This window comes from Bradyrhizobium sp. Bra78, assembly GCF_024519855.1.
Taxonomy (GTDB): Bacteria; Pseudomonadota; Alphaproteobacteria; order Rhizobiales; family Xanthobacteraceae; genus Bradyrhizobium; species Bradyrhizobium japonicum_G.
On record NZ_JALJRE010000017.1, the window covers coordinates 16359 to 37988 of the forward strand.

Annotated in this window: 24 protein-coding genes; 13 read left to right on the forward strand and 11 right to left on the reverse strand. The window is 64.7% G+C overall.

What is annotated here, in order from left to right; translation table 11 throughout:
- Nucleotides 1-25 precede the first annotated feature (25 nt).
- From serS to surE, 3 genes are all read left to right on the forward strand, one after another.
- Nucleotides 26-1357 carry a serine--tRNA ligase gene (gene serS, locus OC450_RS29655; RefSeq protein ID WP_211386313.1) on the forward strand — a complete coding sequence of 444 codons (1332 nt, stop codon included), beginning with the start codon at nt 26-28 and terminating at the stop codon, nt 1355-1357.
- Between the two features lie 97 nt (nt 1358-1454).
- Nucleotides 1455-1817, forward strand: a complete 363-nt coding sequence (locus OC450_RS29660) for a hypothetical protein (protein WP_256806601.1) — start codon at nt 1455-1457, stop codon at nt 1815-1817.
- Between the two features lie 106 nt (nt 1818-1923).
- Nucleotides 1924-2691, forward strand: coding sequence for a 5'/3'-nucleotidase SurE (surE, locus tag OC450_RS29665; protein ID WP_211386315.1), 768 nt, complete (start codon nt 1924-1926; stop codon nt 2689-2691).
- Between the two features lie 3 nt (nt 2692-2694).
- Here the strand turns inward: surE and OC450_RS29670 are convergent, their stop codons facing one another.
- Nucleotides 2695-3087 (reverse strand): response regulator, encoded by a 393-nt coding sequence (locus tag OC450_RS29670; protein ID WP_211386316.1) that lies wholly within the window; start codon nt 3085-3087, stop codon nt 2695-2697.
- A 198-nt stretch (nt 3088-3285) separates the two neighbouring features.
- On the opposite strand from OC450_RS29670, the gene OC450_RS29675 reads away from it, so the two are divergent.
- Both OC450_RS29675 and OC450_RS29680 read left to right on the forward strand, forming a co-directional pair.
- Nucleotides 3286-3936 carry a protein-L-isoaspartate(D-aspartate) O-methyltransferase gene (locus tag OC450_RS29675; RefSeq protein WP_211386317.1) on the forward strand — a complete coding sequence of 217 codons (651 nt, stop codon included), beginning with the start codon at nt 3286-3288 and terminating at the stop codon, nt 3934-3936.
- Nucleotides 3937-4045: 109 nt separating this feature from the next.
- Nucleotides 4046-5419, forward strand: a complete 1374-nt coding sequence (locus OC450_RS29680) for a LysM peptidoglycan-binding domain-containing M23 family metallopeptidase (protein WP_262049184.1) — start codon at nt 4046-4048, stop codon at nt 5417-5419.
- A 126-nt stretch (nt 5420-5545) separates the two neighbouring features.
- Here OC450_RS29680 and OC450_RS29685 read toward each other — a convergent pair whose 3' ends face one another.
- Nucleotides 5546-6550 (reverse strand): ATP-binding protein, encoded by a 1005-nt coding sequence (locus OC450_RS29685; protein ID WP_211386319.1) that lies wholly within the window; start codon nt 6548-6550, stop codon nt 5546-5548.
- Between the two features lie 181 nt (nt 6551-6731).
- Between OC450_RS29685 and yajC the strand changes: the two genes are divergently transcribed.
- Genes yajC through OC450_RS29715 form a run of 6 tightly spaced genes read left to right on the forward strand, consistent with a single transcriptional unit; the run spans nt 6732 to nt 12388 of the window.
- Nucleotides 6732-7112 (forward strand): preprotein translocase subunit YajC, encoded by a 381-nt coding sequence (gene yajC / locus OC450_RS29690; RefSeq protein ID WP_211386320.1) that lies wholly within the window; start codon nt 6732-6734, stop codon nt 7110-7112.
- Nucleotides 7113-7159: 47 nt separating this feature from the next.
- Nucleotides 7160-8764, forward strand: a complete 1605-nt coding sequence (gene secD, locus OC450_RS29695) for a protein translocase subunit SecD (protein ID WP_211386321.1) — start codon at nt 7160-7162, stop codon at nt 8762-8764.
- Between the two features lie 10 nt (nt 8765-8774).
- On the forward strand, nt 8775-9794 hold the full coding sequence (gene secF / locus OC450_RS29700) for a protein translocase subunit SecF (RefSeq protein ID WP_211386322.1): 1020 nt from the start codon (nt 8775-8777) through the stop codon (nt 9792-9794).
- A gap of 60 nt (nt 9795-9854) precedes the next feature.
- Entirely contained in the window at nt 9855-10238 is a 384-nt protein-coding gene (locus OC450_RS29705) for an Mth938-like domain-containing protein (protein WP_211386496.1), read from the forward strand.
- Entirely contained in the window at nt 10235-11098 is an 864-nt protein-coding gene (locus tag OC450_RS29710; protein WP_262049185.1) for a phytoene/squalene synthase family protein, read from the forward strand. The genes OC450_RS29705 and OC450_RS29710 overlap by 4 nt, the downstream gene beginning before the upstream one ends.
- 45 nt (nt 11099-11143) lie before the next feature.
- A complete protein-coding gene (locus tag OC450_RS29715) occupies nt 11144-12388 on the forward strand; it encodes a threonine ammonia-lyase (protein WP_211386324.1) in 1245 nt (414 codons plus the stop codon).
- 11 nt (nt 12389-12399) lie between these two features.
- Here OC450_RS29715 and OC450_RS29720 read toward each other — a convergent pair whose 3' ends face one another.
- From OC450_RS29720 to OC450_RS29745, 6 genes are all read right to left on the reverse strand, one after another.
- Complete coding sequence (locus OC450_RS29720; protein ID WP_262049186.1) at nt 12400-13578, reverse strand: aminotransferase class V-fold PLP-dependent enzyme; 1179 nt, start codon at nt 13576-13578, stop codon at nt 12400-12402.
- Between the two features lie 27 nt (nt 13579-13605).
- Nucleotides 13606-14019 (reverse strand): GFA family protein, encoded by a 414-nt coding sequence (locus tag OC450_RS29725; RefSeq protein WP_211386326.1) that lies wholly within the window; start codon nt 14017-14019, stop codon nt 13606-13608.
- A gap of 92 nt (nt 14020-14111) precedes the next feature.
- Entirely contained in the window at nt 14112-14669 is a 558-nt protein-coding gene (locus OC450_RS29730) for a CAP domain-containing protein (protein WP_262049187.1), read from the reverse strand.
- A gap of 95 nt (nt 14670-14764) precedes the next feature.
- Nucleotides 14765-15859 (reverse strand): serine/threonine protein kinase, encoded by a 1095-nt coding sequence (locus tag OC450_RS29735; protein ID WP_262049188.1) that lies wholly within the window; start codon nt 15857-15859, stop codon nt 14765-14767.
- A 7-nt stretch (nt 15860-15866) separates the two neighbouring features.
- Nucleotides 15867-17294 carry a methylenetetrahydrofolate--tRNA-(uracil(54)-C(5))-methyltransferase (FADH(2)-oxidizing) TrmFO gene (gene trmFO, locus OC450_RS29740; RefSeq protein ID WP_262049189.1) on the reverse strand — a complete coding sequence of 476 codons (1428 nt, stop codon included), beginning with the start codon at nt 17292-17294 and terminating at the stop codon, nt 15867-15869.
- Nucleotides 17295-17419: 125 nt separating this feature from the next.
- The gene (locus OC450_RS29745; protein WP_007590701.1) at nt 17420-17572 is read right to left on the reverse strand and encodes a DUF1127 domain-containing protein; all 153 of its coding nucleotides are present in this window, start codon (nt 17570-17572) and stop codon (nt 17420-17422) included.
- 652 nt (nt 17573-18224) lie between these two features.
- Here OC450_RS29745 and OC450_RS29750 point away from each other — a divergent pair.
- On the forward strand, nt 18225-18551 hold the full coding sequence (locus OC450_RS29750) for a hypothetical protein (protein ID WP_262049190.1): 327 nt from the start codon (nt 18225-18227) through the stop codon (nt 18549-18551).
- A 79-nt stretch (nt 18552-18630) separates the two neighbouring features.
- On the opposite strand, the gene OC450_RS29755 is transcribed toward OC450_RS29750, so the two are convergent.
- Together OC450_RS29755 and OC450_RS29760 are read right to left on the reverse strand one after the other, a co-directional pair.
- Nucleotides 18631-19455 carry a lytic murein transglycosylase gene (locus OC450_RS29755; RefSeq protein ID WP_211386331.1) on the reverse strand — a complete coding sequence of 275 codons (825 nt, stop codon included), beginning with the start codon at nt 19453-19455 and terminating at the stop codon, nt 18631-18633.
- Nucleotides 19456-19584: 129 nt separating this feature from the next.
- Nucleotides 19585-20490, reverse strand: a complete 906-nt coding sequence (locus OC450_RS29760; protein ID WP_211386332.1) for a DUF2189 domain-containing protein — start codon at nt 20488-20490, stop codon at nt 19585-19587.
- Nucleotides 20491-20821: 331 nt separating this feature from the next.
- On the opposite strand from OC450_RS29760, the gene OC450_RS29765 reads away from it, so the two are divergent.
- Entirely contained in the window at nt 20822-21223 is a 402-nt protein-coding gene (locus OC450_RS29765) for a DUF3597 domain-containing protein (protein ID WP_211386333.1), read from the forward strand.
- Nucleotides 21224-21278: 55 nt separating this feature from the next.
- Here the strand turns inward: OC450_RS29765 and OC450_RS29770 are convergent, their stop codons facing one another.
- Nucleotides 21279-21554 (reverse strand): GNAT family N-acetyltransferase, encoded by a 276-nt coding sequence (locus OC450_RS29770; protein WP_262049191.1) that lies wholly within the window; start codon nt 21552-21554, stop codon nt 21279-21281.
- Between the last annotated feature and the right edge of the window lie 76 nt (nt 21555-21630).

Consider the following 21630-nt stretch of genomic DNA (forward strand, 5'->3'; position numbering starts at 1 on the left):
TTGCAACAAGCCCAGGACCACGGCCATGCACGACATCAAATCGATCCGCGACAATCCGCAAGCCTTCGACGCCGGCCTCGCCCGGCGTGGCCTGAAGCCGTTGTCGGCCTCGCTGCTCGCGATCGACGAGACGCGGCGCGCGGCGATCCTGGCCTCGGAGCAGGCGCAGGCGCGGCGCAATGCGGCCTCCAAGGAGATCGGCGATGCCAAGAAGGCCAAGGACGAGGCGCGCGCGGCCAAGCTGATGGCCGAGGTCGCCGAGCTCAAGACCACGATGCCCGAGCTCGAAGCTGCCGCGAAGGCCGCCGACGAGGAGCTGACGAAAGAGCTGTCTGCGATCCCGAACATTCCGTTCGACGAAGTGCCCGACGGTGTCGACGAGCACGGCAATGTGCAGCACCACGTCTTCGGCAAGAAGCGCAACTATTCGTTCGCGCCGAAGCTGCATGACGATCTCGGCACCGCGCTCGGCTACATGGATTTCGAGGCGGCGGCAAAGCTTTCCGGCGCGCGCTTCGTCGTGCTGAAGAAGGGGCTGGCGCGGCTCGAACGCGCGATCGGCCAGTTCATGCTCGACCTGCACACCAACGAGCACGGCTACACCGAGATCAACCCGCCGCTGCTGGTGCGCAACGAGGTGATGTTCGGCACCGGGCAGTTGCCGAAATTCGAGGACGATCAGTTCTGGGCGATCAAGGGCGAACTCCTGGCCGCGCCCGACCATGAGCGGCTGAAGACAGAGCGGCTCGGCCTGATTCCGACCGCAGAAGTGTCGCTCACCAACCTCGCGCGCGAATCCATTCTCGACGAGAAGCAATTGCCGATGCGGCTCACCGCGCTGACGCCGTGCTTCCGCGCCGAGGCGGGCGCCGCGGGGCGCGACACCCGCGGCATGATCCGCCAGCACCAGTTCACCAAGGTCGAGCTGGTCTCGATCACGACACCCGAAACCAGCAAGGACGAGCTGGAGCGGATGCTCTCCTGCGCCGAGCAGGTGTTGCAGAAACTCGACCTGCATTACCGCGTGATGACGCTCTGCGCAGGGGATATGGGTTTCTCGTCGCAAAAAACATATGACATCGAGGTCTGGATGCCAGGGCAGGGCGACGGCGGCATGTTCCGCGAGATATCGAGCTGCTCGGTGTGCGGCGACTTCCAGGCGCGGCGCATGGATGCGCGCTCGCGTGGTCCCGACGGCAAGCCGCGTTTCGTGCACACGCTGAACGGCTCCGGCACCGCGGTCGGCCGTGCGCTGATCGCCGTGATGGAGACCTATCAGCAGGAGGACGGCTCGATCGCGGTTCCCGACGTGCTCCAGCCCTATATGGGAGGACTCAAGGTGGTCGCGCGCGACTAAGGCAGCGTTGCTCGCCTGTAAACGCAGAAACGTTTGGTTGCGAAGATCGGGCGGCAGGTTATCCTGCCGGCCACCCGACAACGCGGACCCACCGTTCATGGCCTTGCACCGCGATATCTTCTGGGTCGGCCGACAATGGGCGGTGACAGGTGCCGGCATCCAGGCCGTCGATCAGCGCCTGCGCGGAGTGCTCGACATCGACATCGCGCGGCTCTGGGACGATCATCTCGTGCAAAGCCGGCGGGTCAAGCCCGGCGTCAATGCCGCGGATTTCGACAAGGCCCTGACGCTCGCACGTGAACGTTTCCCGCAGGCGCCGGATGCGGATCTGATCGTGGCTCAGCTGGAAGCGCTCGGCGTGATCGAGACTCCCGTCGCGAGCCCTGTCGTGCCGGCCATGAATCTGCGCGCGGAAGGCAGCCTCGCACGCTTCCTGCCGCAATGGCGCATCCGCCGGTAGCAGGATCAGGCCGGGAACCCGACGCCGGACCCAATCGGCTGGTTTGCCTGATCGGTCCCGGCCGGATAAGACGGCTTTAGGCCCGCTTCAGGAATCGAACCCTTCCATGCGCATTCTCTGCACCAATGACGACGGCATTCACGCCCCCGGCCTCAAGGTCGTGGAGGAGATCGCACGCGCATTGTCCGAAGACGTCTGGGTGGTTGCGCCCGAGCTCGACCAGTCCGGTGTCTCGCATTCGCTGTCGCTGAATGATCCCTTGCGCCTGCGCGAGGTCGGTCCGCGCCATTTCGCGGTGCGCGGCACGCCGACCGACTGCGTGATCATGGGTGCGCGCCATATCCTCGGCGCTCAGCTGCCCGATGTCGTGCTGTCCGGTGTCAACAAGGGCCGCAACGTCGCCGAGGACGTGGTCTATTCCGGCACCATCGCCGGGGCGCTGGAAGGCACCATCCTGGGGCTGCCGTCGTTCGCCCTGTCGCAGGAGTTCAGCGTCGAAACCCGCGAGCGTCCGCTGTGGGACACCGCGCGCAAATTCGGGCCCGATATCCTGCGCAAGGTGATCGCCGCCGGAATTCCGAAGGACACCGTCATCAACGTCAATTTCCCGGCCTGCGCGCCGGAGGATGTGCTGGGCATTCGCGTTACGCGCCAGGGCAAGCGCAATCTCGGCTTCCTCAGGATCGACGAGCGCAGGGACGGCCGCGGCAATCCCTATTTCTGGATCGGCTTCGAGCGCGCGGCAATGATGGATACGCCGGCAGACGGCACCGATCTCGCGGCGCTCCGCGAGCGCTACGTCTCGGTCACGCCGCTCAGGCTCGACCGTACCAACGAAGCGTTTTCAGAGGAACTGAGTGCGACGCTGAAGTAGCGGCTAGCTGCCGCGAAGCGCGGCTTCGATGGTCTTGCCGAGCGCGTCGAGCTGAAACGGCTTCTGAAGCGCAGGCCGGTCGCGGTACTGCTCGGGCAGTCCGGAGGAGCCGTATCCGGTGGCGAAGATGAAGGGGCAGCCTTTCGCCTTGATCACATCGGCCACCGGCGAGATGACCTTGCCGTTGACGTTGACGTCGAGGATCGCGATGTCGAATTCGGTCGCCTGGGCGAGCCGCATGGCTTCGGCGATGTCGCCCGCTTCGGCTGCGACCTTGTAGCCGAGCTCTTCGAGCATGTCCGCGACCATCATCCTGATCATCACCTCGTCCTCGACGAGGAATACAGAGCGGCCCGAAAGCCCTGTCGCGGCGGTCATGGTTGAGTCCTTGCCCATTGCCAAAAACGTTCGCAGATAACACGAATCGACGCAATGCGCGTTTCGACGAACGGATGTCTGAAAATGGCCATCGCGGCTCGCCCGTTGCAAGCCCATTTGTGGTCAGATACGCCATCCGAACGATATCATGGGTTCCTGCGCAGGAACAGGATTCTCCGCCCTCGGGCTTCGCGCCAAGGCCCCAAAGAGCAGGCAATGACCTCCCATCAGCCCCCGCCCGAAAAGATGATGTTTCAGCTCACGCTGAGGCGTCGCGGCATCAGCGACCAGGCGGTGCTGCGGACCATGGAGGAGGTGCCGCGCGAGCAGTTCGTCGACGAAGCCGATCGCGAGGGCGCCTATCGCGATAGTGCGCTGCCGATCGCGTGCGGGCAGACCATCAGCCAGCCCTTCGTCGTCGCCTACATGACCGAGCAGCTGCAGCTCCGGAAGCAGCACCGCGTGCTCGAGATCGGGGCTGGCTCCGGCTATCAGGCCGCGGTGCTGTCGCGGCTTGCCGGCCAGGTGCTGACCGTCGAGCGCTATCGCAAGCTCGCGGATGCCGCTCGCGCCCGGCTTGAAAAGCTCAACTGTCACAATGTCGAGGTGATGCTGGGCGACGGTCTCAACCTGCCTCCCAATATCGGCCCGTTCGACCGCATCATCGTCACGGCCGCGATGGAGCGGCTTCCGGAGAACCTGGTCGAGCGGCTGGAGGTGGGCGGTATCCTGATCGCGCCCGTTGGTCCGCATCAGGGCGTGCAGACGCTGATCCGCCTCGTCCGGACCGAAGCCGGGATAGAGCGCAAGGAACTCGTCGAGGTCCGCTTTGTGCCGGCGCTGCCCGGAGTGGCGCGGGAGCTGTAGATTTCCGGATCGGCTGTGCTGCCAACATCTTATTGGGAGGGTTAAGCCGTTATTTACTCGGCGCGTGTTTACTTAAAAGACCAGTTCAGTTGCGTACGAGTGAGTAACCATGTCCGTCGTCGCCGAGTTGCTTTACTCGCGCCGCGCACCGCAGGTCGCGGTGCTGGCGCTGATCTCCTTCAGCTTCGCAGGGTGCAGCGCCGACATGTCGTCGCGGCTGTCCCAGTCGAACTTCTCCAATCCCTTCGCGTCTGAGCAGACCGGTTCGGTGCAGCAGGCACCGCCGCCGCAGCGTGAGCTGCCGCAATATTCGCGGCCGCAGACGCAGTCCGGCTATTACCAGTCGCAGCCCTTGCCGCCGCCGGCGGTATCCGCGCCGCAATCCTATCCGGTTGCGGCAGCTGGCGTGTCCGGAGGCGGCCGCGGTGTCGGCTCCTACGCACCCCCGGCACAGCCGCATCTGGAGACCACGGCCACCGTGCCGCCGCGCTCGGTCGCGGCCGCCCAGCCAGCCGGCGGGACCAAGATCATCGTCGGCACCAGCGATACGCTCGACGTGCTGGTCAGGCGCTATCACGTCACGCCGCAGGCGATCCTTGCCGCTAACGGCTACAAGGGTCCGCGCGCACTGTCGCCCGGGCAGCAGATCATCATCCCGCATCCGGCCGCGACCGCGCCGGCGATGGCTCCCGTCGCCGCGGCGCCGGCGCCCGCTGCGAGGCCGGTTGCGGCCGTCGCTGCCGCGCCGGGCACCCACTTCGTCAATCATGGCGATACGCTCGCCAGCATCGCCCGCAAGAACCATATCTCTACCGCCGAACTCGCCCGTGCCAACGGCCTTGCGCCGTCGACCAAGCTCAAGCTCGGCACCAAGCTGACCGTGCCGGGTGCCAAGACCGCAGCTCTCACTGCGCCGGTTGTTGCGTCTCCCGTCATGGCCGCCCCCGTCGCGGGGACGCTGCAGCCCGTTGCTGCTGCGCCCGCTACCAAGATGGCCGCTGCTGCCGCGCCGCTGCAGAGCGCGCGCCTGGCCCAGGCCACGGCCAATGTCGAGGAAAAGACCGCCGAGGCTCCGGCGAAAGCGGCGGAGACCACCAGCGCGCTGCCGACCTTCCGTTGGCCGGTGCGCGGCAAGGTGGTCACGAGCTACGGCGCCAAGACCAATGGCAAATCCAATGACGGCATCAATCTCGCGGTGCCCGAGGGTACGCCGATCAAGGCGGCAGAAGACGGCGTCGTCGCCTATTCCGGCAACGAGCTGAAGGGTTACGGCAATCTGGTCCTGGTTCGGCACTCCAACGGCTACGTCACCGCATATGCCCATGCGAGTGAGCTGTTGGTGAAGCGCGGCGATACCATCAAGCGCGGTCAGGTCATTGCCAAGTCGGGTCAATCCGGGGAGGTGGCGTCGCCGCAGCTCCACTTCGAGATCCGCAAAGGATCGAGCCCGGTTGACCCGCTTCAATTCCTGAACGGCGCGTGAGGCCTGCGCTTCAGCGGGGTACACTTCCGCCACATACGCGCTGTCATCGCCCGCGAAAGCGGGCGATTCAGTAGAGAATCCCCGCTTTCGCGGGGAATGACAGTTGTGGGTGGCTTCGGGCTCCCGCTACGTCGCTGCCAGCTTCACGCCCAGCCGCCCGGCGAGTTCCTGCACGAACTGCCAGGCGACGCGGCCCGAGCGGGAGCCGCGCGTAGTCGACCATTCCAGCGCCTCGCGCTCCAGCGCCTCGTCGTCGACCTTGATTCCGAAATGGCTGCAATAGCCGCGGACCATCGCGAGGTATTCGTCCTGGCTGCAGCGGTGGAAGCCGAGCCACAGTCCGAAACGGTCCGACAGCGAGACCTTTTCCTCGACGGCTTCGCCGGGATTGATCGCGGTCGAGCGCTCGTTCTCAATCATCTCGCGCGCGAGCAGGTGGCGGCGGTTGGAGGTGGCGTAGAGGATGACGTTCTCGGGCCGGCCCTCGATGCCGCCTTCGAGCACGGCCTTGAGCGACTTGTATGACGCATCATTGCCGTCGAAGGATAGATCGTCGCAGAACACGATGAAGCGGAAGAACGAGGCGCGGAGCTGCTCCATGAGGGCGGGCAGGCTCTCGATGTCCTCGCGGTGGATCTCGATCAGCTTCAGCCTGTCGGCCGGTCTGCGCTCCGCGTTGATGCTGGCGTGTGCGGCCTTCACCAGCGACGACTTGCCCATGCCGCGCGCGCCCCAGAGCAGGGCGTTGTTGGCAGGCAGCCCGCCTGCGAAACGCTCGGTGTTCTCCATCAGGATGTCGCGCATCCGGTCGACGCCCTTGAGCAGGAACAGCTCGACGCGGCTGACCCGCGGCACCGCCGCGAGGCGGCCGTCCGGGTGCCAGACGAAAGCATCCGCCTGCTTGAACGACTCACGTTCGACGGCGGGCTTGCCCTGGGCGGAGAGGTGCGCTGCGATGATCTCCAGCGCGCGGACGATACGCTCCTGGGAGAGGCCGGAAGCAGGCTTGGAAACTGCCTTTAAAACGGCCTTGGGGGCTGCCTTGGGGCGTTTTGCCGCGACGCGGGCAGGCTTCGTGGCAGGGGTGCGGGGGCCTTTGCTGGCCGGGCTTTTGCTTGGTTTTTTGGGCATGTCCGAAGTTCCTGAGAATGCAGCCTTATCGGGCCTGACGGCGCGCCGCAAGGTGGCCAAAAGGGCGGTCTGGCAGCGTTGCAATTGGGGCAATGGCCGCTATAGTCCGCGCGAATTTGACTCAGCCGGTCGCCTTTGAGGGCCTGACCGGCTTTCCCCCGTTTCCACGAGGATCGTCCGAATGCTGATTACCCCTGCGTATGCCCAGGCCGCGGGCGCCGGCGACACCAACAGCATGTTGATGTCGCTGCTGCCGTTCGCCCTGATCTTCGTGATCATGTACTTCCTGATTCTGCGCCCGCAGCAGAAGAAGGTGAAGGACCATGCCGATCTCGTGAAGAACATCCGCCGCGGCGACACCGTGGTGACCTCGGGCGGCCTCGTCGGCAAGGTCACCAAGGTCGTCGATGACGACCAGATCGAGTTCGAGATTTCCGACGGCGTGCGCGTGCGGCAGATGCGCCAGATGATCTCCGGCGTTCGTGCCAAGGGCGAGCCGGCCAAAGAATCCGCCAAGGATAGCGCGAAGGAAAGCGCCAAGGACGACAGCGCGGCGAAGTGAGCGCTTCCGCGAGCATCTCAAGTCTCCCGATCTGACAGGTCCAGTCGATGTTGTATTTCACGCGGTGGAAAGCGCTGGGGATTATCCTGACGGCGCTGATCGTGTGCCTCTGCGCGGTCCCGAATTTTTTTCCCGAAGCGCAGGTCAAGACCTGGCCCGGCTGGGCGCAGCGCCGGCTCGTGCTCGGCCTCGATCTCCAGGGCGGCTCTTATCTGCTGCTGGAGGTCGACGGCGCTTATGTGAAGAAGGAGAGGCTCGACCAGGTCCGCGACGACGTTCGCCGGACGCTGCGCGATGCGAAGATCGGCTTCACCGGCGGCGTCACCGTGCGCAATGACGCGGCCGAGGTTCGCATCACCAAGGAATCCGACGTGCAGCCAGCGCTCGCCAAGCTGCGAGAGCTGTCCCAGCCGCTGGGCGGGCTGATGGGATCCAGCGGTCAGCGCGACCTTGACGTGACGGACGCCACCGGCGGCGTGATCCGCCTGAGCATCCCGCAGGCCGCGATGCTCGACCGCATGCGCAAGACCATCGAGCAGTCGATCCAGATCGTCGAACGCCGCGTCAACGAGCTCGGCACCGTCGAGCCTGTGATCCAGCGCCAGGGCAACGACCGCATCCTGGTGCAGGTGCCCGGCCTTCAGGACCCGACCCGCCTGAAGGAACTGTTGGGCAAGACCGCGAAGATGGAATTCCGCATGGTCGACACGTCCGTGCCGCCGGATCAGGCGCAGCAGGGGCGGTTGCCGCCGGAATCCGAGCTCCTTATGAGCGCCTCGCCGCCGCCCACACCCTATGTGGTCAAGAAGCAGGTGCTGGTTGCCGGCGGCGATCTGACCGATGCCCAGGCGAGCTTCGACCAGCGCACGAGTGAACCGGTCGTCAGCTTCAAGTTCAACACCTCGGGTGCGCGCAAGTTCTCGCAGGCCACGCAAGAGAACGTGGGGCTGCCCTTCGCGATCGTGCTCGACAACAAGGTGATCTCGGCGCCCGTCATCCGCGAGCCCATCACCGGCGGCCAGGGCCAGATCTCGGGCAGTTTCACCGTGCAATCGGCCAACGATCTCGCGATCCTCTTGCGCGCCGGCGCGTTGCCGGCGCCTCTAACGGTCGTCGAGGAGCGCACCGTCGGTCCGGGCCTCGGCCAGGACTCGATCGAGAAGGGCGAGCTTGCTGCCTATGTCGGCTCGATCCTGGTCATCATCTTCATGCTGCTGACCTATCGCCTGTTCGGCGTGTTCGCCAACATCGCGGTGGCGATCAACGTCGCGATGATCTTCGGCCTGCTGTCGCTGCTCAACGCCACGCTGACGCTGCCCGGCATCGCCGGCATCGTCCTCACCGTCGGCATCGCGGTCGATTCCAACGTGCTGATCTACGAGCGCATCCGCGAGGAATTGCGCGGTGGCCGCAACGCGATCTCGGCGATCGACGCCGGCTTCAAGCGGGCGCTCGCGACCATCCTCGATTCCAACATCACCACCTTCATTGCCGCCGCGGTGCTGTTCTACATCGGGACCGGTCCGGTGCGCGGCTTCGCCGTGACGCTCGGCATCGGCATCATCACAACGGTGTTCACCGCCTTCACCCTGACGCGGCTGATCGTCGCCGGGTGGGTGCGGTGGAAGCGGCCGCAGAGCGTGCCGATCTAGGAGCCTGATCGTGACTCACACCGTTCTCATCGGGCTCGGCATCCTGATTGCCGTCCTCACCGTGGTTGCCGCGCTTGGGCTGCTGCCGTCGCTGCGCATCGTTCCGGACGATACGCATTTCGACTTCACGCGTTTCCGCCGCATCAGCTTCCCGATCTCGGCGGCGCTGTCGATCGTCGCCATCACGCTGTTCTTCACCCACGGCCTGAATTTCGGCATCGACTTCCGCGGCGGCACGCTGCTCGAGGTGCAGGCCAAGTCCGGCACTGCCGACATCGCCGCGATGCGCACGACGCTGGACGGCTTGCGTCTCGGCGAAGTCCAGCTCCAGCAATTCGGCGGTCCCGCCGACGTTCTGATCCGGGTCGCGGAGCAGCCGGGCGGCGACGCCGCCCAGCAGGAGGCGGTGCAGAAGGTCCGCACCGCGCTGGGTGATTCCGTCGACTATCGCCGCGTCGAGGTGGTCGGCCCGCGAGTCTCCGGCGAGCTCTTGGCCTACGGCATGCTCGGCCTGATGCTCGCGATCGTCTCGATCCTGATCTATCTCTGGTTCCGGTTCGAATGGCAGTTCGCGCTGGGAGCCATGATCGCCAACGTGCACGACATCGTGCTGACGATCGGCTTCATGTCGATCAGTCAGGTCGATTTCGACCTGACCAGCATCGCGGCGCTCCTGACGATTCTCGGATATTCGCTCAACGACACCGTCGTCATCTATGACCGCATCCGTGAAATGCTGCGGCGCTACAAGAAGATGCCGATGCCGCAGCTGCTCAACGAGTCCATCAACTCGACGCTGTCGCGTTCGATCATCACCCACTTCACGGTGACGCTGGCGCTGCTGGCGCTGCTCCTGTTCGGCGGTCATGCCATCCACAGCTTCACCGCGGTGATGATGTTCGGCGTGGTGCTGGTCGGCACCTACACCTCGATTTTCATCGCGGCGCCGATCCTGATCTATCTCGGCGTCGGCGAGCATCGCGAGGATGCGCCGGATACGGCTACGCCGGCGAAGAAAAACAAGGCATGATCCGAACCGTATGCCCTCGCAGGAGTTTGCGGGGGCAGGAAGCCCATTCGGATGAAGCTGATGGCCGGCGATCCCAACGCACCGCATTTCCCTCGTTCGGCACCGATCGAAGCCTATGGCAAGGGCGGCTTCGCCTTTGCCGGCATGTCGCATCGAGGCTCGCTGCTCTGCCTGCCTGACGCGATCTGGGCCTGGGACGTGACGGACCCGGCGAGTATCGATCGCTATTCGCTGGATCGGGTCTTCACGGCCGCGAGCAGCATCGACACGCTCCTGATCGGCACCGGAACCGGCGTGTGGCTGCCGCCGCCGGACCTGCGGCAGGCGCTGAAGGCGGCGAGGGTGGTGCTGGACACGATGCAGACCGGCCCTGCCGTGCGCACCTACAACATCATGATCGGGGAACGGCGCCGCGTCGCGGCCGCGCTGATCGCTGTGCCATGAGCACCACTGTGCCGGCGCCCGATACGGTGGCCTTCTGCGCCGACCTCGTGCGCAGTCACGACTTCTCCCGCTACGCTGCGACCCTGTTCGCGCCGGCCGCGGAGCGCCGCGCGCTGCTGGCGCTTTATGCCTTCAATGTCGAGATCGTCCGCGTCCGCGACCAGGTGAGCCAGCCTTTGCCCGGCGAAATCCGCCTGCAATGGTGGACCGACATGCTCTCGGGTCATATCCATGGCAGCGCCGAGGGCAATCCGGTGGCGGCGGAACTGCTGCGTGCGATCCGCGATTTCGACCTGCCGGTCGAGCCGCTGTCGCTGCTCGCCGACGAGCATCAATTCGATCTCTACAACGATCCGATGCCGACAATGGCTGCGCTCGAAGGCTATCTGGCCGCGACTTGCTCGGCATTGTTCGAGCTTGCGGCCCGGATCATGGTGTCACCTTCGGAAGCAGGCGAGCATATGGCCCGTCATGCAGGCTTGGCCCAGGGCATCGTGCAGGTGATTGCCAATCTGCCGCGTGATGCGGCGCACCGGCAATTGTTCCTGCCGCAGCAGCTGCTGGCGAGTCACGATTGCAACATGGAGGATGTGTTCGCCGGCCGGGAGACGCCGAACTTGCGCGCCGTGCTGGACCAACTCGCGGGCGAGGCACAGCAGCATCTGGCAACGGCCTCGTCATTGCTGGCGGAGGTGCCGGCGTCGGCACGGCCGGCGTTTCTGCCGCTGAGCCAGGTGCGGGCCGACCTCAAGCGCCTGTCGCAGCCAGGGCGCAATCCGTTCACGCCGCAGTCCTCGTCGCGGTTGCGCACACTGTGGACGTTGTGGCGGGCTTCACGATCCCGGGAATTTACCAAATAGCGGTTGGCTTATCGCCTCGAGCCGCCAAATGCCCTATGCTGTCCTATGGCTGAGTTGTCCCCAATCACGTCCTCCGGTCTCAGCGGGTTTCCGGTCGCACCGGGCGACATTCATGCCGCCGCCGAGACCATCCGCGGCGCCGTCATCGAGACGCCCTGCGGCTACAGCCGCACCCTGAGCAACATCTGCGGCTGCGACGTCTGGCTCAAATTCGAGAACCTCCAGTTCACCTCCTCGTTCAAGGAGCGCGGCGCGCTCAACCGCCTCGCGGCGCTGACGCGGGAGGAGCGTGCGCGTGGCGTCGTTGCGATGTCGGCGGGTAATCACGCGCAGGGCGTTGCCTATCACGCCAGGCGGCTCGGCATTCCCGCCACCATCGTCATGCCGGTCGGCACGCCCATGGTGAAGATCGAGAACACCAGGCACCATGGCGCTGAAGTGATGGTCACGGGCGCAACGCTGGAGGAGGCGGCCGCTTTCGCGCGCAGCCACGGTGAAGCCCGCGGCATGATCTTCGTCCACCCCTATGACGATCCGCTCGTCATCGCGGGGCAGGGCACGGTCGGGTTGGAGATGCTGAAGGCGGTGCCGGAGCTCGATACGCTGGTCGTCCCGATCGGCGGCGGCGGGCTGATCAGCGGCATCGCCATTGCCGCGAAATCGATCAAGCCGTCGCTGCGGATCCTCGGTGTCGAAGCCTGGCTTTATCCCTCGATGTACAACGCCATCCATGACGGCAATCTGCCGGCTCGCGGCGACACGCTGGCCGAAGGTATCGCCGTGAAATCGCCGGGCAAGATCACGACCGAAATCGTTCGCCGCCTCGTCGACGACATCGCGCTGGTGAACGAGGCCGAGCTGGAGCGTGCGGTTGCGACGCTGATCTCGATCGAGAAGACGGTCGTCGAAGGCGCCGGAGCCGCCGGCCTCGCTGCGCTGATGTCGGATTCGACCCGATTTGCCGGTCAGAAGGTCGGCCTCGTCCTGAGCGGCGGCAATATTGATACGCGGCTGATCGCATCCGTGCTCACCCGCGAGCTCGCCCGCGAAGGGCGCCTGACTCAGCTGTCGCTCGATATTCCCGACAGGCCAGGCCAGCTGGCCGCTGTCGCGACGCTGCTGGCCGAGGCCGGCGCCAACATCATCGAGGTCTCGCACCAGCGCACCTTCTCGGACCTGCCGGCCAAGGCGACGTTGCTGCAGCTCGTCATCGAGACCCGGGACAGCGCCCATCTCGACGAGGTCATGGCGAGGCTCGGGGCATCCGGGTTGAGCGCGCGCTGCACCTGAGCGGCGCGGCACTATCGCGGCGCCAGGGCCGCGAGGTGGCCGATCAACCGATCAATCTCGGCCTCCGTATTGTAGTAGTGCGGGGAAGCCCGCACCACCGGTGGCAGCGAGCGCACTTCGGCATCGATCCGTGTGCTCGCGGGATCTGAAGCGCCGATGGTGATGCCGGCCGCAAGGGCACTTTCGACGACAGCATCTGCCTGATGCCCCTCCATTGTGAAGCTGACGATGGCACCCGGTGCGCGTCCAAGGTCGCGAATCCTGATACCGCCAATGGCGGCTAGTCCGCTGCGAAGGCGGTCCGCAAGCAGGCGGCAGCGCTGCTCGATAGGACCGATTCCAATATCGAGCGCATAATCGACGGCAGCCCCCAACCCAAGGCGTGCCGCGTAGTTGTTTTCCCAGGTCTCGAAACGGCGCGCATCGTCGCGAAGCCGATATTCGTCTCGCGAGACCCAGGGCGCTGCGAAGTGGTCGATCATCGGCGGCTCGAGCTGTTGCAGCATCGCGCGGCGGACGTAGAGAAAGCCGGTGCCGCGCGGGCCGCGCAGGAATTTGCGCCCCGTCGCAGACAACATGTCACAGCCGATGGCTTCGACGTCGACCGTCATCTGGCCGACCGCCTGGCAGGCGTCGAGCAGATAGGGGATACCCCGCGCCCGCGCGATCTTGCCGATCGCCGCCGCGGGATTGACCAGTCCGCCATTGGTCGGAACCCAGGTGATCGCGATGAGCTTGACGCGCTCGTCGATCATGCGTTCGAGCGCCTGGATGTCAAGCTCGCCGCTGGAATCGCTCGGCACCACGTCGATGATCGCGCCGGTGCGTTTGGCGACCTGAAGAAAGGCGACATAGTTGGCGGCATACTCCGCCTCGGCGGTCAGGATGCGGTCGCCCTTGCGAAACTCGAGCGCGTAAAACGCCATCTGCCAGGCGACCGTCGCGTTCTCGACAAGCGCGATCTCGTCAGGCGCGGCTTTCAGCAGCCGGGCCACCGAACCGTAGACCGCGTCGAGCCGATCGGCCTCGAGGTCGGCGGCGGCATAGCCTCCGACCTCGCTCTCCAGATCGATATGCTGCTTCATCACCTCGGCGACGGGCACCGGCATCAGCGCCGCCCCGGCATTGTGAAGGTAGGCAAGCCGGGAGGCGGCCGGCGTGTCGGCGCGAATTCGGTTGATGTCGATCAAGTGATTTTGCCTCGTGCTATCGTCGCTTCAGTGCGGCATTTCTTCGAACTGCGGCAGGTTGAGCGGCGTGTTCCATGACATGCGGCGCTTGGTGAACATCTCGAGCTTCGGTGCGACGAGGTCGGGCCGGTCGAGACTGCCCAACTGGACGAAGATCGTCCCAGGGAAACTGTCGAGGTTCGACGTGAAGACCCGCGAACCACATTCCGGGCAAAAATTGCGATCCAGGCCTTTGCCGGAATTGGCGATGTAGTGAAATGTCTTCGGCTTGCCGCTGAGAAGCGTGAAGTCATCCTCGGGCACCGCGAAGAAGGTCGCCATCTCGCCGCCCGAGGCGCGCTTGCAATCGTTGCAATGACAATTGGCGATGAAGGACGGATCGGTGTTGAATTCGAACTTGATGGCGCCGCAAGCGCATCGAGCTGTATATTTTTTGGCCATAGATCGCCTCAGGTTGGTCCAAGACTCCGGCGCGGTAATATTGGCTGGCCTGAGACGTCCACGCAACAGTGCCGCCGCCGCGGCGTCTCGTCTCAGATGCAGAGGCCGAGCAGCCTGATGTGGCAGCTGCTGGATTTGGGCTTGCTTGCGGGCGCGGCCTCGCGCTTCACGGCAACCAGAGGCTCCCCGTCTTTCTTGCCTTTGCCCTTGCCCTTCGGTTCGTAGTCTCCGGCGATCACCATCGCCCAGTAGGTGCGCTTGCCGCTGTCGGTCTTGGCGCTCGCGATGCCGACGCGGGACGCATTGTGCAGCAGCAAATTCTTGCGGTGCCCTGACGAGTCGATCCACTGGCCGAGCGTCTTCTCGAAATTGTCGTAACCGTAGGCGATGTTCTCGGCGGCGCGACCTGCGCCGGCTGGTGCGACGCGGCGGTTGAACGGGCCGAGGGCGTCGTGACTGAGGTCGTCCTTCGCCGCCATCGCGCGGGCCTGATCCATGGCGATCCGGTCGAGGGTTGAATCGCGGACGACGCGGGCTTCACCATGCTTGAGGCGGAAGCTCGAGATCAGCTCGGCCGGGGATTCGGCCACTGCGGGCGCGGCGGTCATCAGCAGAAGGCTGGCAATCAGGCTGCCAACCACACGACGCATCATCGTCCCCCGAGTGCCCATGATCCCACCAAGTCCCGAATTATCCGGTCGCTTCTCTATCGCCAATGTGGACGCTTCAAGGCGCGGGCGGCCTGTCAGCTCGCTGGCAAGTCCGCCTCGAAATTGAAGCGGTCGCGCAGGTTCTTGCGCTGCTCCAGGATGTCCTTGAGGAAGGCGCGGTCCTGGTCGTTCTTCATCATCGGCTCGATCAGGTCGAGCTGGTTCATGGCGACCAGTTGCAGGATCTCGGTGCGCGGTTTGCCGCCGGAATCGCGGGGCAGCGCGTGGACGATTTGGATATGTTCCGGAGGCTTCGGACCCTTGGCGGCCGCCAGCTCGTTGCGAAGCTGGCCTTCGAGTGCGGCCTGATCGGCTTCGACGAAAGCATAGAGTCCAACCCCGGAGCGGCGGTCGGCAAAGGCGACGATGGCGGTGTCGCGTACGGCGGGATTCTTGCGGATCAGTTCCGCCAGCACCGGGGCGTCGTTGACGAGCCGGCGGCCGCCGCCCTCACGGTCGGTGAAGTTGAACAGGCCGCGGGTGATCGCGCGATAGACCTTCTTGCCGGTGGCGAGCCACAGGCTCGCGGCAACGGATTTCTTTGCGAGGATCTTGCGCTCGCTCGGTGTCAGCGCTTCCGGCGCGTAGGAGCGCTTGTGCTTGAGCAAATGCCGGAGGTCTTCATAGGCGAGGATGCGATAGAGCCGGCCGCGTCGGTTGAAGCAGGCCGCGAGCTGGAAGTCGGTCACGTAGGCACGGCCGTCACGGCCGACCAGCCAGTTCTGTTCCTTGGCGAGATCATTGTGGCAGATGCCGGCGCGGCGCAGCCGGCGCAGCGCGGCCTTGGCCGAGCGGAAATAGACGAGGTCGCCATGCGGTTTCGCCAGATGCAACGCGACGCCGTCGACGAATCCGCGCACCAGCGCGCGGCGGCCGGCCCACAGCAGTTCGGGACCGACGTTCAGGCCCTTGGCAAGCGCCAGCGCGTGCTTCTCGCGGGCGAACAAATGGCGCGCCAGCAGGAACGACCACCACGGCACCTCGTCGAGGCGGCGCAGCACCGCGTCGACCTCGCCATTGGCACTACGGAAGCGGCCGCGCTCGACGGTCGAGAACACGTCGCGCTTGAGCAGCACGCCCTCGGTCCAGCGCGCCGAGAGCACCGCGGCGTCGTCTTTTGGGAGGCTCATCGAAAACTCACGCGGCTGCGGCAATGCGCAAATGATCGGCGATCCAGCGATCGAGATCGGCGAGCGCCAGCGCGCTCATCGCCTGCTTCTTGGCCACCGTCTTCTCGTTGCCGCGCAGGCGCGTGCCGTCGGGCTTCTTCGTCGGTGCGCTGGCGAGCGGCGGGAACAGGCCGAAATTGATGTTCATCGGCTGGAACGACCGCGTGCCGGGCTCGATGGTTTCGATATGGCCGCCGGTGATGTGGCCGAGCAGCGATCCGAGCGCCGTGGTGCCCGGCGGGCTCGCAAGCGTCTCGCCGCGTGCATCTGCGGCCGCATAGAGGCCGGCGATCAGGCCGACACTGGCAGACTCCACATAGCCCTCGCAGCCCGTCATCTGGCCGGCAAAGCGCAGCCGCGGCTGTGCACGCAGGCGCAACTGGCCGTCGAGCAGCTTTGGCGAGTTGAGGAAGGTGTTGCGATGCAGGCCGCCGAGGCGGGCGAACTCCGCCTTCTCAAGCCCCGGAATGGTGCGGAAGATACGCTGCTGCTCGCCGTATTTCAGCTTCGTCTGGAAGCCGACGATGTTGTAGAGCGTGCCGAGCTTGTTGTCCTGGCGCAGTTGAACGATCGCGTAGGCTTTCGTCGCAGGATCGTGTGGATTGGTGAGGCCAACGGGCTTCATCGGCCCGTGGCGCAAGGTCTCGGGGCCGCGCTCCGCCATCACCTCGATCGGCAGGCAGCCGTCGAAATAGGGCGTGTTGGTCTCCCATTCCTTGAACTCGGTCTTCTCGCCGGCGATCAGCGCGGCGACGAAGCCGTCATACTGCTCCCTGGTCATCGGGCAGTTGATGTAGTCGGCACCGGTGCCGCCGGGACCGACCTTGTCGTAGCGCGACTGGAACCAGGCCACCGACATGTCGATGGATTCGCGGTGGACGATCGGTGCGATCGCGTCGAAGAAGGCGAGCGCATTCTCGTCGGTCAGCTCGCGGATGGCATCAGCCAGCGGCGCGGAGGTGAGGGGGCCGGTGGCAACGATGACGTTGCTCCAGTCGGCCGGCGGCAGGCCTGCAATCTCGCCGCGCGCAATCTCGATCAGGGGGTGATCGTTCAGCGCCTTGGTGACGGCCGCTGAGAAGCCGTCACGGTCGACCGCCAGCGCGCCGCCGGCGGGCACCTGGTTGGTGTCTGCCGCGCGCATGATCAACGAGCCGAGGCGGCGCATTTCGGCATGGAGCAGGCCGACGGCGTTGTTGGCGGCATCGTCCGAGCGGAACGAATTGGAGCAGACGAGTTCGGCAAGTCCGTCGGTGCGGTGCGCCTCGGTCATGCGGGTCGGCCGCATCTCGTGCAGCACCACGCGCACGCCGGATTTGGCCACCTGCCAGGCGGCTTCGGAGCCGGCAAGGCCTGCGCCGATAACGTGCACGGTATTGGATTGGGGTCCTGTCATGGGGCGGACAGGTAGCGCTTTTCGGCGGCCAGTGGAATCGCCGAGATCGAGTTTTCTGCCATCGGATACGACAACGCCCGCACGAGGCGGGCGCTATCGGTTCGTCCGGTTAGGGCTGAACGATTTCAGCCCTGATACTGACCGGCGGCAACGCGCGGGATGTCCGAGCGATCGAGGCCGATGTCGGCCAGTTCGCGATCGCTGAGCTGGGACAGCTCGGCAACATTGCGCTGATAGTCCCGGAAAGCCTGGATCATGCGGATGAGCGAGAGCAGCATAGATAGTCTCCTGTAGTTCGATTCAGCCCTTGCCCGGGCCTCATCGTTGAAATGAATATAGGTGAGAGTGGTGCACTGCGAAAGTTCCGATGTTGCGATGCAGCTAAGCGCCGAATGCATAGCGTCGGTAACGGACGATTAACTTGAAAGCACTCCCGCCCAAAGGGCAGGCGGAGTGAGGACTAAGGGGCAGTAAAATCCCGTGAATTCACGGATTTAGTCGAGATTTTCGTGCTCGTCTGGATCTGAAATAGGTTCAGTTCCAATCATTCACAAGGCAATCGATCAGCGCCTACACCCAATTCTCGCATGCGCGAATCGCATGAGCCTCAAATATAAAAACTGATTTTAAATTCATTTCAATCGCCTGCGAGCTGACTCTGCTCCGACGGGTATGCGCCAGCGAAGCGTTTGGATTGGGCCGCCTGATCAACATGCGAAAGAGGGCCAAGCTAGGGGCGGACCGGATCCTGGCTTCGGTTGACAGCCGAAGCCGCCGGATAATGCAGTGCACACACGCCGAACGTGTAGGATTCATTACGAGGTTGTAATGAAAATCAGAAATTCGGCATGCGCCTCTGCGTCGCGCGCAACATCACGCAATTCTCGCGAGGAATTTATTGCGGCAAGTTGTCGCGCCCGATGGAAAGTCATGTCGCAGATTCCGGCAATGTCGCTGGGTCTGTCGCAAGAACAAGAGAAGGAAAGTAACGTCATGACGAAGTTACTCGGGGTTATCGCAATTGCTGTCGCTGCATTCGCCGTCGCGCCGGCTCAGGCTGCCAAGCACGCTGCCGGCGGCTGCAGCTCGGGCAATCTGGAGAAGACCGAGACCGCGATCGAGAACATGGCCGATGGTGACGGCAAGTTCGTCGCGCAGAAGGAGATCGCGGCTGCTCAGGACTCGCTGCTCAACGGCAAAATGGGTGCGTGCGGCGCGCATCTGAACAAGGCGATGCACGCCACCATGGGCAAATAGAAACGTCGAGAGGAAGACGCACTGAGAGGGCCGGTCGCCAGCCGACCGGCCCTACGCGTTTTGACGAGGGGTTGCTAGACTAAGGGGCGTGTGCGAGCTGGGTGGCGAAATGCGCGACGGTCTTCGAGTAGACCTCGCTCTTGTTCCACTGCTGCAGCACCGCGAAGTTCGGACTGCCCGGCTGCCAATCCTTGCCCTTCTGCCAGCCATAGCCGGCGAGATAGTTGGCGGTAGAGGCGAGCACGTCGGGCGCGTTGTGCAGGAGATCGCGCTTGCCATTGCCGTCGAAATCGACGGCATATTTCATCCAGGACGACGGCATGAACTGGGTCTGGCCGAGCTCGCCGGCCCAGGCGCCCTTCATGTCGGCCGGCGCGAGGTCGCCGCGCTGGACGATGCGCAGCGCGTCCAATAGCTCGGCCCGAAACTGCTCGGCGCGCCGGCAGTCGTAGGCCAGCGTCGCCAGCGAGCGGATGGTTGCGAACTTGCCGGTATTGACGCCGAAATCGGTCTCGAGACCCCATATCGCGACCAGGACCTCGCCCGGGACGCCGTAGGTCTGCTCGATGCGCGAGAGCACCGAGCCGTACTGCTTCATCATGTTGGAGCCGCGCATCATCCGCGGCGGCACCATGCGGCCGGAGAACTCCTCGAAAGTCTGGTTGAACACCTTTTGCGATCGGTCGCGGTTGAGCACGCTTTGGTCGAGCGTGACGCCGGCAAGTCCGGCGGAAATCGCCTGCTGCGAGATACCTTTGGCGGCGGCGTCGGTTTTGAAGTCCGCAAGCCAGGCGTCGAAATTGCCCGAGCCGCAGGCGACAGCGGCAAGCGCTGGTGCGGTGGACAGGATTGAGGCGGAGAGGATGAAGGCTGCGAGAGCGAGACGAGAAATCGTCGGGGTCATTCGAGTAAATGAATTCCGTGAAGTGATCTGACCGGCGGGGCGCAATCTCGATTGTAACCGCGGCCAAAGCAAGGCGCGTGACAGCGCGATCCTGCCCGGCCCGGGGCAGGATCGCATGTCACGATATCGTCAGGCGTCCGTCCGATTGCGCCAGGGGAAGAGGTTGGCGGGGAAGTCGGCGGCCGGCTTGCGCGGACGATGCGGCGGCGGCACCGGACGCGCGCTCGGATCGGACACGATTACCTTGCGGTAGAGATGCCAGGTGGCGTGGCCGAGCAGTGGGATCACCACGGCAAGGCCGAGGAACGCCGGGATCGTGCCCAGCGCCAGCAGCACCGCCACGATCAGGCCCCAGGCTGCCATCGGGACGGGATTTTTGGCGACGACGCGCAGCGACGTCACCATCGATTCGAACGCGCCGGCATGGCGATCGAGCATCAGGGGGAATGATACGGCGCTGATGCAGAGGGCGGCGAGCGCGAACAGGAATCCGGCGCCGCAGCCGACCACGATCAGCCACCAGCCTTGCCTTGTCGTCAGCACGCGGATCAGAAAATCCGAGATCCCGGACGCGCCCTCATAGCCGAACGCCGCGACATAGATCGCCTGCGCGGTCGCGACCCAGGTCACGAACAGTGCGAGCAGCAGCGTGCCGAGTCCCAGCATGGCGCCGAACGAGGGCGAGCGCAGCACTTCCATGGCATCCCAGGCGCTGGCCTCCTCATAGCGTTCGCGCCGGCTGGAGAGTTCGTAGAGGCCGAGCGCGGCGAACGGGCCGATCAGCGCGAAGCCTGCGGCCAGCGGGAACAATAGCGGCAGCACCGAATAGCCCATCACCACGCGGGCGAGCACGAGGCCCAGCACCGGATAGATCACGCAGAGGATGATGGCGTGGCTCGGCACCGCCTTGAAATCCTCCCAGCCGCGCCGGAGCGCGTCGTGCAGATCGGAGAGTTGGATGGTTCGGATCACCGGTCCATCCGCATCCGCGGTCTGGACCACTGTGGGCACATTGCCCTGGTAGAGGGTGGCCATGGTCGCTAGCTCCTTGCCAAGCGGCCGAATTCGGCGCCGGTAACGGCGCAAGCGGCCGCAATTCTGAGTTTCGCGATCCCAACCAGACGCGAATTCCGGATGGCATCGCGAACTGAACATGAACCGTACGCCTATTTCCGAGTCCTGTCCCTCACGCCTGGGTGAGATTCGATGCCGCAGCGCAACCTCGATGACGTCATTCGGTCGTCATTTCGCCGCAGATAAGCTGATGCTGGTTGCTGTTTCGCGGAACTTCGCGGGCGCAACGCAGTAACTTCGTCTATAAGTGCCACTCAAGGCCTTTCCAACGGATCCTTCTCGGGGAGCAGACATGAGCATTTTCGGAAAAATCATGGGCGCGATCTTCGGCAGCCACCCGGCTTCCGCCGCGCCCGCAGGCGGCGCTCCCTCGGGCAGCGCGCCCGCAGGCGCCGCTCCAGGTGGATCGGCGCCTGCTGCCGCGCCCGCGTCGACAGTGGACGTTGCTGCGATCGTCGACGCGGCGGTCGCGGCGCACAAGGGCGAGAAGCTCGAATGGCGCACCTCGATCGTCGACCTCATGAAGGCGCTCGACATCGACTCCAGCCTTGCTGCGCGCAAGGATCTCGCCAAGGAGCTCGGCTACACCGGCGACACCAACGATTCCGCGAGCATGAACGTCTGGCTGCACAAGCAGGTGATGTCAAAGCTCGCCGCCAATGGCGGCAAGCTGCCGCCGGAAATCAAGCACTGACCGATCGTTCGGTTGCAAGCCAAGGGCCCGCGCGATGCCGCGGGCCCTTTTGCTTTCAGGCCAGCAAATCGGCATCTTCCGGATGCCTGTCGAGATAGTCGACGACGAAGCCGCAGCCGGGGATCACCTTGTTGCCGTCGCAGCGGATCAAGTCGAGCGCGCCCTTGACGAGCTCGGATGCGATGCCGCGGCCGCGGAGCGCGCGCGGCGTCTCGGTGTGGGTGATGATGACCGCCGATGGCGTCAGCCGGTAATTGGCGAAGGCGATTTCGTTGCCGACATCGAGCTCGAAGCGGCTTCTATCCTTGTTATCGCGTACCGATGCCGCCATGCAAAATCCTTCCGAAGTGCGTATTGCTTGCCGATCTAGGAAGCCCGATCCCGCCCTTGGCAAGCGGGGCCAGAGG

What these genes read in the sequence shown, in the direction of transcription:
- OC450_RS29770 (WP_262049191.1), bottom strand. Translation starts at nt 21,554, where the DNA reads ATGGCGGCATCGGTACGCGATAACAAGGATAGAAGCCGCTTCGAGCTC.
- secD (WP_211386321.1), top strand. Translation starts at nt 7,160, where the DNA reads ATGTTGTATTTCACGCGGTGGAAAGCGCTGGGGATTATCCTGACGGCG.
- OC450_RS29730 (WP_262049187.1), bottom strand. Translation starts at nt 14,669, where the DNA reads ATGCGTCGTGTGGTTGGCAGCCTGATTGCCAGCCTTCTGCTGATGACC.
- OC450_RS29685 (WP_211386319.1), bottom strand. Translation starts at nt 6,550, where the DNA reads ATGCCCAAAAAACCAAGCAAAAGCCCGGCCAGCAAAGGCCCCCGCACC.
- OC450_RS29705 (WP_211386496.1), top strand. Translation starts at nt 9,855, where the DNA reads ATGGCCGGCGATCCCAACGCACCGCATTTCCCTCGTTCGGCACCGATC.
- OC450_RS29710 (WP_262049185.1), top strand. Translation starts at nt 10,235, where the DNA reads ATGAGCACCACTGTGCCGGCGCCCGATACGGTGGCCTTCTGCGCCGAC.
- OC450_RS29745 (WP_007590701.1), bottom strand. Translation starts at nt 17,572, where the DNA reads ATGCTGCTCTCGCTCATCCGCATGATCCAGGCTTTCCGGGACTATCAG.
- OC450_RS29735 (WP_262049188.1), bottom strand. Translation starts at nt 15,859, where the DNA reads ATGAGCCTCCCAAAAGACGACGCCGCGGTGCTCTCGGCGCGCTGGACC.
- OC450_RS29675 (WP_211386317.1), top strand. Translation starts at nt 3,286, where the DNA reads ATGACCTCCCATCAGCCCCCGCCCGAAAAGATGATGTTTCAGCTCACG.
- OC450_RS29660 (WP_256806601.1), top strand. Translation starts at nt 1,455, where the DNA reads ATGGCCTTGCACCGCGATATCTTCTGGGTCGGCCGACAATGGGCGGTG.
- serS (WP_211386313.1), top strand. Translation starts at nt 26, where the DNA reads ATGCACGACATCAAATCGATCCGCGACAATCCGCAAGCCTTCGACGCC.
- OC450_RS29715 (WP_211386324.1), top strand. Translation starts at nt 11,144, where the DNA reads ATGGCTGAGTTGTCCCCAATCACGTCCTCCGGTCTCAGCGGGTTTCCG.
- yajC (WP_211386320.1), top strand. Translation starts at nt 6,732, where the DNA reads ATGCTGATTACCCCTGCGTATGCCCAGGCCGCGGGCGCCGGCGACACC.
- trmFO (WP_262049189.1), bottom strand. Translation starts at nt 17,294, where the DNA reads ATGACAGGACCCCAATCCAATACCGTGCACGTTATCGGCGCAGGCCTT.
- OC450_RS29670 (WP_211386316.1), bottom strand. Translation starts at nt 3,087, where the DNA reads ATGGGCAAGGACTCAACCATGACCGCCGCGACAGGGCTTTCGGGCCGC.
- OC450_RS29680 (WP_262049184.1), top strand. Translation starts at nt 4,046, where the DNA reads ATGTCCGTCGTCGCCGAGTTGCTTTACTCGCGCCGCGCACCGCAGGTC.
- OC450_RS29765 (WP_211386333.1), top strand. Translation starts at nt 20,822, where the DNA reads ATGAGCATTTTCGGAAAAATCATGGGCGCGATCTTCGGCAGCCACCCG.
- OC450_RS29750 (WP_262049190.1), top strand. Translation starts at nt 18,225, where the DNA reads ATGTCGCAGATTCCGGCAATGTCGCTGGGTCTGTCGCAAGAACAAGAG.
- surE (WP_211386315.1), top strand. Translation starts at nt 1,924, where the DNA reads ATGCGCATTCTCTGCACCAATGACGACGGCATTCACGCCCCCGGCCTC.
- OC450_RS29760 (WP_211386332.1), bottom strand. Translation starts at nt 20,490, where the DNA reads ATGGCCACCCTCTACCAGGGCAATGTGCCCACAGTGGTCCAGACCGCG.
- OC450_RS29755 (WP_211386331.1), bottom strand. Translation starts at nt 19,455, where the DNA reads ATGACCCCGACGATTTCTCGTCTCGCTCTCGCAGCCTTCATCCTCTCC.
- OC450_RS29725 (WP_211386326.1), bottom strand. Translation starts at nt 14,019, where the DNA reads ATGGCCAAAAAATATACAGCTCGATGCGCTTGCGGCGCCATCAAGTTC.